The sequence below is a fragment of the Nocardia sp. CC201C genome (assembly GCF_030010695.1).
GTDB classification, from domain to species: Bacteria; Actinomycetota; Actinomycetes; order Mycobacteriales; family Mycobacteriaceae; genus Nocardia; species Nocardia otitidiscaviarum.
In genome coordinates this window covers 1-18,596 of the sequence record NZ_JASCXP010000105.1, presented here as the reverse complement: position 1 = coordinate 18,596, position 18,596 = coordinate 1, and the positions used below count along the sequence as shown (strand labels likewise).

The window sequence follows — 18,596 nt, the reverse complement described above, 5'->3', positions numbered from 1 at the left end:
GGGCGGGCGCGCGCCGCGCGGTATCGTCGCGGGGGCGCGCGGCGGCAGCACGTCACCGGCGGACGCGATCATCCGCAGTCCGGCGAGCGCATCCGGTATCCGTTCGGCCAGCAGGTCGAACAGCCCGGCCGGCAGCATGATCGAGGTGACCGCGCCCGCGCGCAGGATCTCGGTGTAGTCGTGCACGTCGAGGACGCCGGGGCGGGCGATGACCGTCGTCCGGCCGGTGAGCAGCGGCAGCCACAGCTCCCAGACCACCATGTCCCAGTTGTGCGGCAGGTGCATGAGCATGCGCCGGTGCCCGTCGTCGCGGCCGATCCGGTCGCGGGCGCGGGCCACGATATTGCGATGGGTGACCTCGACGCCCTTGGACGCACCGGTCGAGCCGGAGGTGAACATGAGGGTGGCGACGGCATCGGCCGGTACGTCCACGCCGAGGTTGCTGTCATCGAATTCCGCTGCCACGCCATCGAGTTCGTGTAGCACCAGCTCGGTTTCGGTGAAGGCCAGCAGCTGTCGCACCCGCGCGGGCGGATAGCGGTCGCTGATCGGCACGCACAGTGCGCCCAGTTTGGCGATGGCGAGGAAGGTAACCACCAGGTCGACCGACCGCGGCAGCGCCAGACCGATCGGCACACCGGGGCCCGCGCCGCGGGTGCGCAGCCACCGGGCTACCCGGTTGGCGCGCGCATTCAGCTCGGCGTAGGTGACTTCCGTTCCGTCGTACCAGAGCGCGATGTCGTGGGCGTGCTCCCGTACCGTCGTCTCGAAACACCGACCGAGGCCAGCGTTCTCGACATCGGTGTCCGCGCCGCGTCCGGCGGCCAGCAGTGCGGCGCGGCGGGCGGGCGGCAGCAGTTCGAGCCGACCGACCGGGGACGGGTGCGGCGTGGTCAGCGCCGCCGCGGCGGTGCGGATGCGCGCCCACAGCTCGTCGATATCGGCGAGGGCGTCGATGCGGTCCAGATGCGCGCCGATGCGGAAGTCCAGGTCCTCGGCTCCGGGCACCACGACCACGGTGAGCGGAAAGTGCGTGCCGCCGATGACATCCACCGAGGTGACCCGCACGTCGGCGTCCGAGCCGTCGAGCAGCGGGGTGTCGAACAGCGCGGTGTCGAGCGGGAAGTTCTCGAAGACGAGCGAGGTGTCGAACAGATCGCTCACCCCGGCCGCCGCCATGATGTCGGGCAGTCCGAGATGGTCGTGGTCCATCAGCGCCACCCGGTCGCGCTGTATCCGGGACGCCAGTTCGAGCGGCGTCCACGCGGGATGGCGGCGCACCCGCAGCGGCACGGTGTTCATGAGCAGTCCGACGGTGTCGTGCAGATCGCCGGTGTCGCGGCCGGAGACGGTGATGCCGAAGACGACGTCGTCGGTGCCGGTGAGATCGGCCAGCACCAGCGCCCACAGGGCCTGGATCATCGTGTTGAGGGTCAGGCCGTGCGCGGCGGCCCGTTCGCGCAGCGCGGTGACGACGGGGGCGGGCAGGGTGAACCGATGTTCGGCGGGTCGCCGCCACCGTCCCAGGTCGGCGCGGGCGACCTTGCCGGGTTCGGCACCGCGCAGCGCCCGCGCCCAGGCCGCGCGGGCCCGCTCGCGGTCCAGGGTGGCGGACTGGTCGAGAAATGCGGCGAAGGCCGGGGCGGCGGGCAATCCGTGCCCGTGATAGCTCAGCAGCAGTTCGCGCAGCAGGATGCCCAGCGACCAGCCGTCGAGCAGCGCGTGGTGGTGGGTGATCAGGAGGGTGGCCGACCGGGGGCCGGTGCGCACCAGGGTGGCGCGCAGCGGTGGGGCCGCGAGCGGATCCATGCGAGCGTCCTCGGCCAGTGCCACGCGCACCGCGCCGTCCCATTCGGTGGCCTGGTGGTCGACCATCGGGCGGTCGGCGGACGCGCGGTCGCCAAGATCTACTACGCGCCAGGGCAATTCCAGATCGGTGCGGATCTCGTAGCGCGGACTCTCGCCGTCGATGACGAAACGTCCCAGCAGGTGCGGATGCCGGCCGAGCACCATGCGCAGTGCCTCGGCCAGCCGTTGCGCGTCGATTCGACCATCCAGCGTCACTACGGCCTGGACGAGATAGGGATCCTCACCCTCCCCCGCCTGGAGCAGCGAGTGGAACAGCAACCCGGCCTGCAAGGGCGTGGTCGGCAGCAGGGTGCTGCCGTCCGGCGGGGCGGGGGCGGGGCGGGTGAGGCTGGGTGGGAGTGCCCCGGCGCTGCCAGCCAGTGCGCGAATGTGCTGCTGTTCGAACACATCCCGCGGCGTCAGAGCGAATCCGGCCGCGCGAGCGCGGTCCGCCAACCGGATGGCGAGAATGCTGTCACCGCCGATGGCGAAGAACCCGTCCTCGACCCCGAAACCGTCGTACCCGAGGACCTCCGCGAAGACCGCGTGCAACCGCGCCTCGGCGTCGGTGCGCGGCCGGGCGTCGGCCGTGCTCCCGCCGGTCGCGAGCGCGCGCAGTCGGCGTTCGTCGACCTTGCCGTTGGGGGTCGTCGGAATGGCGTCGACGGTCACGGTCGTGGCGGGTACCGCGTGGGCGGGCAGACGTTCGGCGAGACCCGCACGAATCGCGCCCGTATCGATGCCGTCCCCGGCGACGAAGGCCGCCAGCCGCCGGTCCCCGGGCCGGTGTGCCACGGTCAGCACCACCGCCGCCCGCACGGCCGGGAGCGCGCACAGCGCGGCCTCGATCTCGCCGGGCTCGATGCGGAAGCCACGGATCTTGACCTGCCGGTCGGCCCGCCCGAGGTAGTCGAGCGTCCCGGCCTCGGTCCATCGCGCGATATCGCCGCTGCGGTACATGACCGTGCCGGGTGCGCCGAACCGGTCGGCGACGAATCGCGCCGCGGTGACGCCCGGCCGACGCAGGTATCCGGCGGCGACACCCGGACCCGCCACGTAGAGCTCCCCGGGCACCCCCGGCGGGCACGGGCGCAGGGCGGCATCGAGCACGTACACCGCCAGATCGGCCAGGGGCGTGCCGATGTCGCCCGCCGCGGCGGCGTCGGCCAGTTCGGTTCCGGTGGTGAACACCGTGGTCTCGGTGATGCCGTACATATTGACCAGCCGCGGCCGCCGCGGATCGTGCCGCGACCACCACTCGGCCAGCCGCCACGGCTCCACCGGCTCCCCGCCGAAGATGATGTGACGCAGGGCGAGCCGATCGCCGTCGACCGGTCGGTCCGCCTCGGCGTCGACCAGCATGCCGAATGCGGACGGCGTCTGATTGAGCACCGTAACCCTCTGTGCCACCAGCAGATCCAGGAAATCGCGCGGTGAGCGCGCCATCTCGGCGTCGACCACGACGAGCTTGCCGCCGTGCGCCAGCGCACCCCACATCTCCCAGACCGAGAAGTCGAATGCGGTGGAGTGGAACAGGGTCCAGACATCATCCGCGCCGAAGTCGAACCACGATCGGGTCGCGGTGAGCAGCCGGACCACGTTCGCGTGCGTGACCACCACGCCCTTCGGCGTTCCGGTGGTTCCGGAGGTGTGGATGACATAGGCCGGGTGCGCCGGTCCGGGTCGCCGCGGCTGCCGGGGCGCGACCTGGGGCGGGTCGCCGATCCGCAGTACGTGCCGCGCCGCAGTGGATTCCGGGAGCACCACCTCCGCCCCGGCGATGACGAGCGCCGGGGCCGCATCGTCGATGATGGTGCGCACCCGCCGCTCCGGATAGGCCGGATCCAGCGGCACATATCCCGCGCCGGTCTTCAGCACCGCCAGGATCGCCACCACGAGATCGACCGAACGCGGCAGCGCGAGACCCACGAAATGCCCCGGGCCGACGTCGTATCCGGCGAGAACGCGGGCCAGCCGCTGTGCGCGCAGATCGAGTTCGCGATAGGTGAGCGCGGTATCGCCGTGCACCACGGCGGGTGCGGAGGCGTGCGCGACCGCCGTGCGCTCGAACAGATCGACCAGGGTGTCCGACGGTGCAACGGTGACGGCGGGTCCGGCCGGATCGGGCACGGTCCGCAGTCGGGCCAGCGGACGGTCCCGCGGCGCGGCGGCGAGGGCGGCGAGGGTTTCGGTCAGCCGCCGGTGGTGTGCGGTCAGGTCGTCGTCGGAGTAGCGCAGGGTATTCGACTCGAGCACCACCGACAGCGTCGGATCACCGTTGTCGTAGAGGCTGATGTTCAGATTGTCGGAGCGCCCGGCGGCGAGATGGCGCAGGGTGGCCGGTTCGGAGCCGAAGCGCAGATCCTTCTGCATGGGCATCACATTGACGGTGGGGCCGATGACGCCGCCGCCGAGCCCGCTCGCGCCCAGCTCCGCGAGCATCTCACCGTACTGGAAACGCTGGTGGCGCAGGATGATCAGCGATTCCGCGCGCACGGCCGCGAGTAGATCGCCGACCGTGGCGGCCGGGTCGACCGTGATCCGCAGCGGGAGCACATTGGCGGTCATGCCGAGCGCGTGCCGGGAACGCTTGGCGGGGACGGCCAGACCGAGGGTGACCGTGCGGACCCCCGAATCAGCGTGCAGCAGTAAAGCGATGGCCGCGAAGGCCCAGACCGGCCACGGTGTTCCGGAGGATTCCGCGCGGGCGCGCAGCGCTTTCCACTCGGACTCGCCCAGCACACCGTCACGGCGGAGGAATCGCGCGCCATCGGTGATCGGCGGCGAACCGCCGAACTGCGGTGCGTCATAGGGTTCGTCGGTCGCGAGCCGATCCGCCCAGAACTCTCGGTCGGCCGTGAACCGCGCGGAGGCGCGGAATCGCTCGTCCTCGGCGATCAGGTCGGCCACCCGGTCGAACACCGATTCCGCCACCCGATGCCCGCGCAGCAGCGCGGTGTAGGTGTCGGCCACGCGGCGAATGAAGGCGGCCGAGGACGCGCCGTCGAGGATCAGGTGGTGGGATCGGATGAACCACAGCGTGCCCGCCGCGCCGAGGTCGAGCAGGTGATGTTCGAACAGCGGCGTACGGCTCAGGTCGAAGGGCCGGTCCAGGGCCGCGTCCATATGGCGCGCCGCCGCATCGTGCGGATCGGCGGCGGCACGAAAGCTGGTGCGGTGCAACGGCCAGTCGGGCAGCTCCTCGACCACTTGCACAGCGGTGCCGTCGGTGGTGGTCTCGAAGCGCACCCGCAGGGTTTCGGCTCCGGCGACGACGATCCGCAACGCTCGCTCGAACACCGAGTCGTCGATCGCGCCGTGTATGTGCACGTAGCCGCCGACGATCAGGCGTCGGCCGGTGTCGTCGAGTTGCTGTGCGACCCAGACCTGTTGCTGTGCGCGCGTGAGCGGAAAGCGGGCGGTCACACCAGCTCCTCGATCGTCAGGTGCGGGTCGCTGGCGATGGTGGTGAGCAGTCGCCGCATAGCGGCACCGATCTCGACGATCTTCGCCAGATCGAAGACGTCGCACAGATAGCCTATTCGGACGCGCAGTTCACTTCCCGGTTCCACGGTGACGGTCAGCGGATAGTGGGCGGCGTCGGTGACTTCCAGTCGCGCACCGGTCACGCCATCGACGGCGGCGGCCGCTGCGCTGAGCTGTTCGGTGTCCACCGGATAGGACTCGAAGGCGAGAACGGTATCGAACAGCGGGTCGCGGAACCCGGCGGCGGTGTGGATCTCGGTGAGGCCCAGCTGATGATGCTCGATCAGCTCCGCCTGCTCGGCCTGCACCGCCCGCAATAGATCCGCCACGGACGTGCCCGCCACGACGCGCACCCGTACCGGCACGGTGTTGATACACAGTCCGACAATCGATTCCACGCCGGGCACCGTGGCCGGGCGGCCCGAGACTGTAGCACCGAACACCACGTCGTCGCGTCCGAGTGCGCGCCCCAGCTGAATCGCCCAGGTCACTTGCAGCACGGTGTTGACGGTGACCCCGAGTTCCGCGGCGGTGACGCCGAGTGCGGTGGTGGTCGCCGCATCGAGGGACCACCGGTGATCCGCCGTCGTGACCGCGCTGTCGTGGCTCCGGATCCCCGGGGCGACCAACGTCGGCGCGCGCACGCCATCCAGCGCCCGTCGCCAGGCTCGCGTGGCGACGACCGTATCTCGCCCGTGGTTCCAGGCGAGGTAGTCGCGGAAAGTGCCCAGCGGGGCAGGCAGCGACTCGTCGGTGGCGTAGAGCGCCAGCAGATCACGCAGCACCAGTGGGACGGACCAGCCGTCGAGCAGGATGTGGTGATACGTCACCACCAGAACGTGCTCCGCGTCGGCGACGCGGGCCAGCGTGAAGCGCAGCAGCGGCGGGTGGGCCGGATCGAATCGGCGCGCCCGCTCCCGCGCGGCCAGCTCCGCCAGGTCGTGCTCCGTCTGCAGGGCCACGTCCCGCCAGGGCAGTTCGACCATCTCGGGCACCACTTGCCGGGGCGTGCCGGCGGTGTCGAAAACGAAGGCCGCGCGCAGGTTCGGGTACCGCTCGAGAATGCGCTGCCCGGCCTGCCGTAACCGGTCGCGGTCGATCGGCCCGCTCAGTCGCACGACCGTCTGCACGTTGTAGACGTCGGCGATATCGGTGTCTCCCGGCGCCGCGACGGTGGCGTGGAAGAGCAGACCGGATTGCAGCGGCGCGAGCGGCCACACCTCGGTGAGGCTCCCGTAGTCCCGCTCCCAGCCGAGGATGTCGTCATGGCGCACCCGCACCAGCGGGAAATCCGACGGGGTGTGCCCGCCGGCGTCCGCGGCGCGCGTGTGCGTCGCGATCGCGTCGAGCGCGGTCACCCACAGTCGGGCCAGTTCCGACACCTCCGCTTCATCGAGAAGTGTGCTGGGGTAGGCGAATCCCGCGTGCAGGGCGGCGCCCGCCACGATCGCGTTCACTTCGAGCGCGGCCGCCGCGGGCAGATCCGGGTCGGGACGGGCGTCCGGTGTCGCGAACACCCCACCGTCCCGGTCCTCGACGCGGCCGAGGTAGTTGAAGGCGACCTGCCCCGGCATGGCGTCCGGAAGCTGTTCGCCCGTATCGGGATTGAGGTAGCGGAGCAGACCGTAGCCGATCCCGTGCTCGGAAACGGCGCGCAGTTGCTCCTTGATCGTCTTGAGCGCCGTCCCGGTCGCGGCGGTCCCGGCCAGCGCCGCGTCGATGTCGAGCTCGCCGAGGTCGAGACGCACCGGGTAGAGGGAGGTGAACCAGCCGACCGTGCGGGACAGGTCCGCACCCGGCGCGAGCTGCTCCGCGCGTCCATGACCTTCCAGCCGCAGCAGCGACACCGGGGCGTCCGTGCCCCGTCCGGCTCGCCATGCCGCGAGGGCGACGGCCAGCGCGGCGATCAGGATTTCGTCGACCCCGGCATGGAAACGCGCGGTAGCGGTGCGCACCAGCGCCGCGGTGACCGTGTCGTCCACGGTGATGTCCACGGTCGCGAGGCGATCGGCGGTGTCGATGACGGGGTCGAGCGGCCGCACGGTCAGCGGCGGTTCGACCGTCGCGCAGACCCGCCGCCAGTGGGCGAGTTCGGCGATCCGGTCGGGTGCGTGCGCGGCGTCGAGCAGTGCGTGTGCCCAGCGGCGCATGGACGTGCCGACCGGCTCCAGCCGCGGCACGACCCCCTGGGCGGCGGCCGCCAGCGCGGTGAACAGGTCGGGCAGCAGGATCCGCCAGGAGACGCCGTCCACGGCGAGGTGGTGCGCGCAGATGATCAACCGGTCCGGTCCGCTCCCCTGTTCCGGGGTGAGGTGGACGAACTGCACCATCACCCCGGCCGCGGGGTCGAGCCGGTCCAGCGCGGCGTCGACGGCCGTGGCGGTCAGCGTGCGCACGGCCTCCGAGTCGGCGGCGTCCACGGTGATGTGCCGCACCGACTCCGCGGCCGCGAGCGCGCCCACCGGTTCGGTCCGGAAGCGCCATTCACCGGACTCGTCGCGGAACAGCCTGGCGCGCAACATATCGTGGCGGTCGATGAGCGCCGTGGCGGCGGCGACCACATCGTCGTGACCGGTGCGCGCGGGCAGTTCGACGGTCAGTGTCTGGTTGACCCGGCGGAAGCCGCCGCCGCGTTCGGTCAGCCACCGCACGACGGGCGTGAGCGGGATGTCACCGACACCGCCGCCCGGAAGTTCCGGCAACGCGTTCGGCACGTCGGCGTCGCTGCCCAGCAGCCTTGCGACAGCAGCGATCCCGGCGACCGTGCGGTTCTCGAAGATCTCGCGCGGGGTGACGTGCAGGCCGCGGGCGCGCGCCCGGGCGGCGAGTTGGATGGAGATGATGCTGTCGCCCCCGAGCGCGAAGAACGAGTCGTCCACGCCCGGCCGGTCGACGCCGAGCACTTCGACGAAGAGGTCGGCCACCAGATGTTCGACCGGGGTGCGCGGAGTGCGGTCCGAGCGCGGGGCCGGGACCGGATCGGGAAGCGCCGACAGATCCAGTTTGCCGTTGCCGGTCAGTGGGATCGCGTCGACCGGCACGATGGCAGCCGGTCGCAAGTACACCGGAAGGCGCTCCGCGAGGTGGGCTTCCAGTACCTCCACGATGGGCGTGGCTGTCGAAGCGGGCACCACGTAGGCGATCAACCCAGCGGCCCCGGAAGGAGCGGTGCGGACCACGGCGACCGCTCGCGACACCGACTCGTGTTCCAGCAGTACGGCTTCGACCTCACCCGGCTCGATGCGATAGCCGCGAATCTTCACCTGGTGATCGGCGCGGCCGAGGTATTCGAGCTGTCCGTCGGCATTCCAGCGCGCCAGATCGCCGGTGCGATACAGGCGAGCGCCGGGCGCACCGATCGGATCGGCCACGTAACGTTCGGCGGTGGTCGCCGGGCGAGCATGGTAGCCACGGGCGAGTTGGACGCCGGTCAGATAGAGCTCACCCCGGACACCGACCGGAGTCGGTCGCAGCCGGGAATCCAGCACGCGCACGGTCATTCCCGGCAGACCACGGCCGATCACACTGGCCCGCATCGACTCGGCGTGTGCCCGCCCCACCGCGAAGTGGGTGGCGTGCACGGTCGCCTCGGTGATGCCGTACAGATTCGAAATCCGGGTTTCCCCGGCCGGATCGGTGTCGTACCACGCCAGCAGCCGTCGCGGGTCCACCGCTTCGCCACCGAGCACGATCTGCCGCAGCGCCGGTGCGGCGGTGCGACCGAAGCCGGAGTCCAGCAGTGCTGAGAAGGCCGACGGGGTCTGGCTCAGCACCGTGACGCGCTCACGGGCAAGCAGTTCGGCGAACTCGCCGGGCGACCGTGTCAGTCCGTCCTCCACGACGACGAGCGTGCCGCCGCCGGACAGCGCGCCCCACAGCTCCCACACCGAGAAGTCGAAGGTGTGCGAGTGGAACATGGTCCACACATCGGTGTGATCGGCGTCGACCAGGGTTCGGGCGGCGGTGAGCATGCCGACCACATTGCGATGGGTGACGCACACCCCCTTCGGGCGGCCGGTGGAGCCCGAGGTGTAGAGCACGTAGGCGGTATCGTCCGGCCGTGGCGGCAGCGGAACGCGATCGGCCGCCGCCGTCGTCTCTCCGTTTCGTGCCCACCCACCTACCCGGTCGCGCCCGGCAGCTGCCGAGCCGTCGTGGGCTCCCGCGCCGGCGGAATCCTGCGCGGCGGCTATTTCTCCGGCCCCGTCGAGAACCACCTGCGGCAGCCCGTGCGCGGGCAGCGCGGCGTGATCGGCCACGGAGGTGACAACGCAGACCAGATCTGTTTCGGCGAGTACGAATGCCAGGCGTCGCGTCGGATCGCCCGGATCCAGCGGTACGTATCCCGCCCCGGATTCGAGCACGCCGAGCAGCGCCACGATCAGTTCGACGGAGCGTGAGACACCGACGGCCACCAGCGATCCGGCTCCGACGCCGCGGACGGCGAGGGCCCGCGACAGCGCCGCGACGGCCGCACCGAGGGTGCGGTAGGTCAGGGTGCGGTCCCCGCAGCGCACCGCGACGGCGTCGCCGCGCGCGGCAACCTGGGCGCGAAAGAGGTCGACCAGGGTCGCTTCCGGCAGCCGCACGGCCGGACGCTGCCAGTCCCGCAGCACGCGAAGCCGCTCCGCCTCGTCGAGCACCTCGATGTCGGACACCGCGGTCGCCGGATTCGCGGCGAGCGCCTCCAGTACCCGGGCGAACCGCTCACCCAGACGCACCACGGTGGCCTCGTCGATCTGATCCGGCCGCCAGCCGGTGAGCAGGTGCAGCCGGTCGGTCTGCCGAACGGTCAGCGTGAGCGGGTAGTGCGTTGCCTCCCGGGAGCGCACCCCGGTGATGGCGAGGTCGGCGTAGGCGAGGGCGTCCGCGCGCAGCCGTGCCGCGTCGACCGGATAGGACTCGACGACCACGAGGGTGTCGAACAGTCCGGTCTCGCCGAAGCCGGTCTGTACGCCGATCTCGGGCAGGCCCAGGTGATGGTGCGCCGTGAGCCCGAACTGTTCCCGCTGCACGCGGCGCAGCAGTGCGCCCACGGACTCCCCCGGCAGCAGACGAATCCGCACCGGGATCGTATTGATGAACAGCCCCACCATGTTCTCGACGCCCGCGAGTTCGGCTGGACGACCCGAGACCGTGGTGCCGAAAACGATGTCGGTGCGATCGACGGTGCGCGACAACAGAATCGCCCACGCTGCCTGGACGACGGTGTTGACGGTCACCTCGAGCTCGGATGCCAGGCGGTGCACCGCACGGGTCCGGTCCTCGTCGAGGTCGAACGCCCGCTCCCGGGGCAGGGCCGCGGGGGCTGGCGCGATGGCGTCACCCGTGAGCAGTGTCGGCTCCGCGAGCTCCGCCAGCGCCCGCGCCCATGCCTGGCGGGAGGCCGAGTCGTCCTGTCGGGAGCGCCATTCCACATAATGGCGGTACGGGCGCGGCGATTCGAGCTCGAAACCGGCGTAACCGGCCATGATCTCACGCAGCAGCAGCGGAATGGACCAGCCGTCGAGCAACAGATGATGGCAGGTCACCGCGAATTCGGTGCGGCCGTCCGCGAGGCGGAGGAGCAGGAAGCGCAGCAGCGGCGGCGCGGTGAGATCGAACGGTGTGGTGCGGTCGGCGTCGAGCAGGCGGTCGTAGTCCTCGGCCGCCACCGTCAGGTCCACCTCATGCCACGGCAGGACCGCATCGCCGGTGACGATCTGGACCGGCGCGCCGTCGCTGGCGACCTCGAACGCGGTGCGCAGGTTGGCGTGTCGATCCAGCACCGCCGCGGCCGCGGAACGCAGCCGCGCCGCGTCCACCGCTCCCTCCAGGCTCAGCACCAGCTGCACCGTGTACACATCCACCATGCCCGGATCGAACAGGGCGTGGAACATCATGCCCGCCTGCAATGGCGTGACCGGCCATACCTCCCGCAGTGTCGGGTACCGCGCTTCCCAGGTATCGATATCGCCCTGGGAGAGGGCTGTCAGCGGGAAATCGGACGGGGTGTATCCGCCGCGGGTCCGCGGGTCCCGCGCATGCCGGGCCACGGCGGCGAGCGCCGCCCGCCAGAGCTCGACCAGTTCCGCACCGTCGTCGTCACCGAAAATGCCGCGCGCGTAACCGAAGCTGGTCACCAAACGGTTGCCGAGAACGATGGAGTCCACCTCCACCGCTCCCAGCGCGCCGCGGCGGGAGTCGGGCCGGATGATCAGCCTGCCGAATTCGGTGGACGGCAGGAAGCCGATTCCGGCCAGCTCGGCGGGAATGTCGAGCCCGGTGATGTGCCCGAAGTAGTTGAACGAGATCTGGCCGGGCTCGCCCGACGGCAGCGCGGCGGCGGTGTCCGGGTTGAGGTGGCGGAGCAGACCGAAGCCGAAACCGTTGTGCGGCAAGGCCCGCAGCTGTTCCTTGACGGCTTTGAGGGCGTGTCCCATGGCGGGTCCACCCGCGAAGGCGTCGTCGAGATCCACGCCGCTCAGGTCCAGTCGGGCCGGGACGATGGAGGTGAACCAGCCGACGGTGCGGGACAGTTCCGTCCCGGGTACCGCGTCCTGTTCGCGGCCGTGGCCCTCCAACCGCAGCAGTACCGTGCGTTCGTCCGCATCGCGCCGGGCGCGCCAGCGTGTCACCGCCAGCGCGAGCGCCGTCAGCAGGGCGTCGGCGACCCGGGCCCGGTAGCGGTCGGGGATGGCGGTGAGCAGGGCCTCGGTATCGGCCTCGTCGAGTTCGACACTGGTGTGCGCCACCTCGGTGGCCATATCGAGGTGTGGGTCGAAGGGCCGGTCGCCGAACGATGGATCCGGGCCGGTCACGATCTCGCGCCAGCGCGGCAGTTCGGCGGTCACCGATTCGCTGTGCGCGGTGTCGACCAGCGCGTGCGCCCAGCGACGCATGGACGTACCCACCGCGGGCAGCCGAGGCGTGGTGCCCGCGGCGACGGCCGCCCAGGCGGCGATGAAATCGGGCAGCAGGATGCGCCAGGAGACGCCGTCGACGGCGATATGGTGCGCGGCGATGATGAGCAGGCCGGGGGCGGTCGCCGAATCCGGTGTCAGCCAGACGAATCGCAGCACCTCGCCGGCGGACGGGTCGATGCGGTCGACGGCCCGATTCACCTCGGCCGTGGCCAGGGCCAGCAGGTCGTCGTGTCCGAGATCGGCGGCGTGCTCCACCCGGTGGATTCGGGAGTCCACGTCGACGCTGCCGGGTGGGGTCACCAGGACACGCCAGTCGCCGGAGTCGTCGCGGTAGAGACGCGAGCGCAGCATGTCGTGGTGGTCGACCACCGCCGTGATGGTGGACACCAGTGCGGCGCGGTCGATTCCGGCGGGCAGTTCGAGGGTCATGGACTGGCAGAAGCGGTCGAAGGTACCGCCGCGCTCGACCAGGAACCGGATGACCGGCGTGAGCGGCAGTTCTCCGACACCACCGCCAGGCAGCTCGGCGAGCGGTGGAACCTCCTCCACGCCAGCGGTTTCGGCGATGGCCGCCAGCCGGGCGACGGTGCGGTGTTCGTACACCTGCTGCGCGGTGACGGCGACGCCGCGGGCCCGTGCCCGGGAGACCAGCAGAATGGACATGATGCTGTCGCCGCCGAGCGCGAAGAAGGATTCGTCGACGCCGACGCCGTCGCGGCCGAGCACCTCGGCATAGGCTGCGGCCAGGGCGGTTTCGGTCTCCGTGCGCGGAGCGCGGAAGGGCACCGGCTCGACGTCGGGGACGGGCAGCGCCGTGCGGTCCACCTTGCCGGAACGGTTCACCGGGAACTCGGCGAGCCCGATGATCGTCGCGGGCACCAGGTGCCGGGGCAGCAGGTCGCGCAATCGCTGGTCCAGGGCGGCGGTGTCGATGCGGTGACCGGCGGCCGGGGTGACATAGGCGACCAGTCGGCCACCGGAATCGCCGCCGTGCGCGACCGCGACCGCCTGTGCCACGGATTCCTGTGCGGTGAGCGCTGCTTCGAGTTCACCGAGTTCGATGCGGATACCGCGCAACTTCACCTGGAAGTCGGCGCGGCCGAGGTATTCCAGCTCACCGCGTCCGGTCGAGCGCACGATATCGCCGGTGCGGTACAGGCGCTGGCCGGGACCGCCGAAGGGGTCGGCGACGAAACGAGCCGCGGTGAGCGCGGCGCGGCGCACATAGCCGCGGGCGAGGGTCGCGCCGCCGAGGTACAGCTCGCCCGGTAGGCCGGTCGGCACGGGGCGCAGGCAGGCGTCGAGCACGTGGGCGCGGACGCCCCACGCGGGTGCGCCGATCGGCACCGCGGCGGTGGCGTGCTCGCCGACGGCATGCCGAGTGACGGCGATGGTCGCCTCGGTCGGGCCGTAGAGATTGTCGACGTGCGCGCCCGGTGCGACGGTGGGCAGGGTGGCGGCGAGGGCGGGGGTGAGCGCCTCACCGGCGAGCAGCACCCGGCGCACGCTCGGTGCCAGCGGTGCGGGCACGGCGCGCCGGTGCGCGGTGAGCGTGGACGGTGTGAACTGCACCGTGGTGACGTCGTATTCGGTGATGGTGCGGGCCAATTCGGCCGGGTCGCCGTACCCGCCGGAACCTTCGATCACCAGTCGCGCCCCGGTGGTGAACGGCCACAGCACTTCCCAGGCCGAGACGTCGAAGGTCAACGCGGTCTTGCGCACCACCGCGTCGGTATCGTCCAGCGGATGCAGTCGCCGCATCCAGGCGAGGTGGGTACGGACGGCGGCATGGGTGACGCCCACGCCCTTGGGTTCGCCGGTGGAGCCGGAGGTGAACAGCACGTAGGCGAGGTGGTCTGGACGCAGCGGGGCGATGCGGTCGGCATCGGTAATGGTGGTGTCCGATTCGCCCGCGAGGTCGAGTTCGTCGATGTGGATGACGCGGACACCGGCCGGGGCCTCGAATCCGGCCGCCCGCGTGGTGAGTACGCAGATCGGGCGCGCGATGTCGAGGGTGCGGGCGTGCCGGGCACGCGGGTGTTCCGGATCGAGCGGCAGATACGCGGCACCCGTCGCCACCACCGCGTGGACCGCGAGGATCTGTTCCTGCGAGGGGCCGATGGCGATGCCCACCAACTGTTCCGGCCCGGCTCCCAGGGTGATCAGCCTGCGCGCCAGTCGATTCGAGTCGTGGTGCAGCTGCGCGTAGGTCATGCGGGTGTCGGACCCGACGAGCGCGATCGCCTCCGGTGAGCGGGTCGCCTGCGCGGCGAAGAGATCGGCGAGAGTGGCGGGGGTCGCGCTCTCGGCCGAGGGCCCGTCGCCGATGAGGTGGTCGATCTCGTCCGGCGCGGCGATATCCACCCGCGCGATGGGTGTGTGCGGCGCGTGGGCCAGCCGCCCCAGCAGCCGGCCGAAGCGGTCTCGGTGGGAGCGCGGTGCGCCGGGAACGGCGATCCGCCAACCGCCTTCCGCCCGATCGTCCACGCATACGATGAAGGCGTGCCCGCTCCCGGACCACGCCGAAATCCGTACCGCCTCGATGCCGTCGGCAGCGGAGCCGCCCAGCATGCGCACGGCCAGCGGCCACCGCCCGTGCACCGGCGCATCCGGCCACGGCTCGTCGATATCCGGGAGATAGCGGTGTCTGCGCGCCTTGCGCAGCTCCCGCCCCACCAGTCGGGCAATGGCATCGAACCCGGCCCCCGGCGGCACCGGAATACGCAGCGGCACAGCGGTATCCCCGTTGTCCAGTGCGACGACGACGGAATCCGCCATGGCGAGCCGAGTCCCGTACACCGCCAGCGCGGCCAGCACCACCGCCGGTGTGCCGCCCCCACAGGCACGCGCCAGCCTGGCGAGTTCCCGCGCCCCATCCACGGCCACCCACAGCGGCGCGGCCGAATCGCCGAGCGTAGCCCTATCGAGCGTCGTAGTCGTGGAACCACTGTCCGCCGCGGCGCGCGGATTCGGCGCTGCGATGCGACCGGCCTCCTCCCCCGTGGGCTGGCGCACGGTGACATCGACTGTCGTCGTGTGAGATGTTCCGGGTGGCGATGGCCGTGTGGTCGCCCGGGACGCGGCGGAGTGGTTCGCGGGCATCGCGTCATCCGCCGTCGCGGGCGGTGGCGCGGGGAGAGGTTCGGGGCGGGCGGCGGTGGCGAGGGCGTGTTCCCAGTACTCGCGGTCGGCGGCCCACGCGCCGGATTCGCGGTATCGGCGTTCGTCTTCCCAGCGGTCGGCGGACGCGCCGAACGGCGGGGTGGGCTCGGCGGTCGCACCGCTCAGGTCAGCGATAGTCATGGAATCCTTGTCCGGTCTTGCGGCCGAAATGTCCGGCGGTGACGAGCGCCGCGAGCGCGGGCGGCACCCGGTAGTGCTGCTCGCCCGTCTCGCGCCGCAGCACCTCGATGGTGTCGGCGACGTTGTCCAGGCCGATCAGATCCGCGGTGCGCAGCGGACCCATGCGATGGCCCAGGCACTGTTCGAAAAGGTCGTCGACGGTGGCGGCGGACTCGCCCGCGTCGAGCAGGGCGGCGGCCTCCGCGATGCTCAGCATGAGCAGCCGGTTCAGGACGAAGCCGGGGCGGTCGCCGACCACGATCGGCTGCTTGCCGAGTGCGGTGAGCAGATCGGTGGCGCGGGCCATGGTGTCGGGCGAGGTGGCCGCACCGCGCACCACCTCCACGGCGTCGGTCAGTGGGGCCGGATTCATGAAGTGCAGGCCGAGCACCCGGTCCGGGCGGGCGGTCGCGGCGGCCAGCCGGGCGATGGGAATGGCGGAGGTGATGGAGGCGAGCACGGTGTCGTCGGGACACACGCGGTCGAGGTCGGCGAACAGCTTCTCCTTCAACTCGATCCGCTCGACGGCGCATTCGATGACGAAGTCGGCCGCGTCGAATTCGTCGATGGTGTCGGACCAGCGCACCCGGCGGGCGGAGTCGAGCGCGGTGCGGCGATCACCGCGGCCCAGCAGCAGGGCCAGGCGCACCGCCTCGTCGAGTCCGCGGCGCGCCCGCTCCACGGCGGTCGGATCGGGTTCGACCACGATCACCTCGCGCCCGGCCTGCGCGAGGCATTGCGCGATGCCCGCGCCCATGGTGCCCGCTCCGAGCACACCCACGACCCCGGTCATCGGATCACCTCCGCTTCGGCGATGCGACGCACCGCGATATCGGGCACCGGATCCTCCGGCGTCTCCCGCAGGCCCCGCAGCAGGCGGACCAGATCGGCGAGCAGCTGCCGTGCGGTCGATTCGTCGAAGAGTTCGGTGGCGTACGACAGTTCCAGCACGGAGAGGTCATCGGTTGCCCGTGCGAGCGCCAATTCCGTTGTTTCGGTAGGGGTATCGCCGAATCGCAGGGCTGCGGCACCGGCGGGCCCCGCCGGTGCCTCCAAGGTTTCAGCGGCCCGCGCGCACAGGTCGGATCCGGTGGGCTCGTCGGCGAGGTCCATGCGGGCCACGCCGTTCGGCAACGCCACGGCCACCTCGTCCGAACCGGAGTACCAGCTCAGCAGCGCCACCCAGGCGGCGAGCAGGTCCGCGTCCGCGGGCGCGGACTCCAGCCGCTCGCGCACCACGCCGGGCGTGTAGCCGGTATGTGGTCCGCGCGGGCGGTCCGTCGGAATATCCAGTGCCGCCGTCTCTTCCGCTTCGGCCAGCGGTGCGGGCGCGGGGGCGATCAGCTCCTCGATCGACCGTTCCGGGGCGGAATCCACCACTTCGGTGAGGATGTCGAGGTAGGCGGCCGCGAAGCCCGCGGCGGTGCGCTGCGTGAACAGTTCGGTGCTGTACTCGAAGCAGGCGAGCATGTCGTGGCCGTCGCTGCGGTCGTAGGTGATCAGGCTGAGGTCGAATTTCGCTGTGCCGGGCGGCAATCCGCCGAAGGCGTTGTGAATCGAGTGCTCCAGGTCGAAGAACTCCGTCTCCTCCCCGCTGAGCGGATTGGCCGCGCCGGTACTGGTGAGGTCCTGGTGGACGTAGAGCACATCGAAGATCGGGGTGCGGGACAGGTCGCGCTGATCGTCGAGCGCGTGCACGACGCGTTCGAAGGGGATCTCCTGATTCTCCAACGCTCCCAGGACGATTGCGCGCACCCGATCCAGCACGTCGGCCAGCGTGGCGGGACCGGAGAGGTTGGCGCGCAGGGCCACGGTGCTGTTGAAGAAGCCGATGAGACCCTCCAGCTCGCGGCGGGTCCGACCGGTCGTGGGCGTGCCGACGACGAGATCACGCTGCCCGCTGCGCCGGGCGAGCAGCAGATAGAAGGCGGCCAGTAGCACCACGAACAGTGAGACCGATTCCCGTTTGGCGACAGTGCGGGCCGCGGCGAGCAGCGCCGCCGGAACCGTGAACGGCTCCAGTTCACCGGTGAACGTCTTGCGGGCCGGACGCGGGAAGTCGGTGGGCAGCCGCAGTTTCGGCGCATCACGCAGCACGTGCACCCAGTAGTCCAGCTCGTGCTCGAGTGCACCGGAATCGAGCAGCTCGCGATGCCAGCGCGCGTAATCGCGGTAGCGGATCGGCAGCGGGTCCAGTTCGGCGGTGCGCCCCTCCTGTCGCGCGGCGTAGAGCACCGGGATCTCGCGGGCGAGAATCCCCGGGGTCTGACCGTCGGTGACGCAGTGGTGGCAGACCACCTGCAGCACATGGGTATCGGGACTCAGTGTCACCACGAGCACCCGCACCATCGGGTCGCGGGCCAAGTCGAACGGCCGGATGGCGGCCTCCTGGATGAGCGCGCGGGCCCGGGCGACCGGATCGGGGTCGCCGGATACGTCCACGACGCGGAAGAAGTCCACCAGCGCGGGGCGCACCCGCACCGCCGGGAGGCCGTTCTCCTCGACCAGGTTGTAGCGCAACGGTTCGTGGCGCTCGGCGAAATCCTCGAAGGTGCCCTTGACGGCGTCGATATCGATCGGCCCGCGCAGCAGGTTGACCACCGGGTAGTTGTAGAGGGTGGTGTCGGGCACGAGCTGGTGGTGGAACCACATGCGCTCCTGTCCGGGCGACATGACCAGCTCATCGGTGCGGGTGATGGGCGGCACCCCGCGCGCCGCCGGGCTCGCCGCGGGCTCCGCCGTGCGCGCACCGGTACGCAGCAGGTCGGCGAAATCGGCGACCGTGGGCCGCTCGTACACATCGAGCAGCTTGGGCCGGAACCCGAACGCCTCCTCCACCCGCTCGACCAGCTGCACGGCGATGATCGAATTGCCGCCGACGTCGAAGTAATCGTCGTCCGGCCCGATCTCGGTCTCCGCATGCAACAGCTCACGCAGCACGCCACTCAGCCACGCGGTCGCATCCTCGGGTACGGGCGTGCGCCGGGTGCGGACGGCAGCCTCGTCGGACGCGCT

Annotated in this window: 4 protein-coding genes; all 4 read right to left on the bottom strand. The window is 71.1% G+C overall.

All coding sequences use genetic code 11. The features are described from left to right. Window positions 1–5,274: non-ribosomal peptide synthetase (locus QK444_RS13810; RefSeq protein ID WP_282780372.1), on the bottom strand; the 5,274-nt coding region annotated here is incomplete at its 3' end. Beyond that, on the bottom strand, window positions 5,271–15,542 hold the full coding sequence (locus QK444_RS13805) for a non-ribosomal peptide synthetase (RefSeq protein WP_282780369.1): 10,272 nt from the start codon (window positions 15,540–15,542) through the stop codon (window positions 5,271–5,273). The genes QK444_RS13805 and QK444_RS13810, both read right to left, overlap by 4 nt. Then, window positions 15,529–16,374 (bottom strand): 3-hydroxyacyl-CoA dehydrogenase family protein, encoded by an 846-nt coding sequence (locus tag QK444_RS13800; protein WP_282780367.1) that lies wholly within the window; start codon window positions 16,372–16,374, stop codon window positions 15,529–15,531. The genes QK444_RS13805 and QK444_RS13800 overlap by 14 nt, the downstream gene beginning before the upstream one ends. Then, window positions 16,371–18,596, bottom strand: a 2,226-nt coding sequence (locus QK444_RS13795) for a condensation domain-containing protein (RefSeq protein WP_282780365.1), incomplete at its 5' end; no start/stop codon positions are given. The genes QK444_RS13800 and QK444_RS13795, both read right to left, overlap by 4 nt.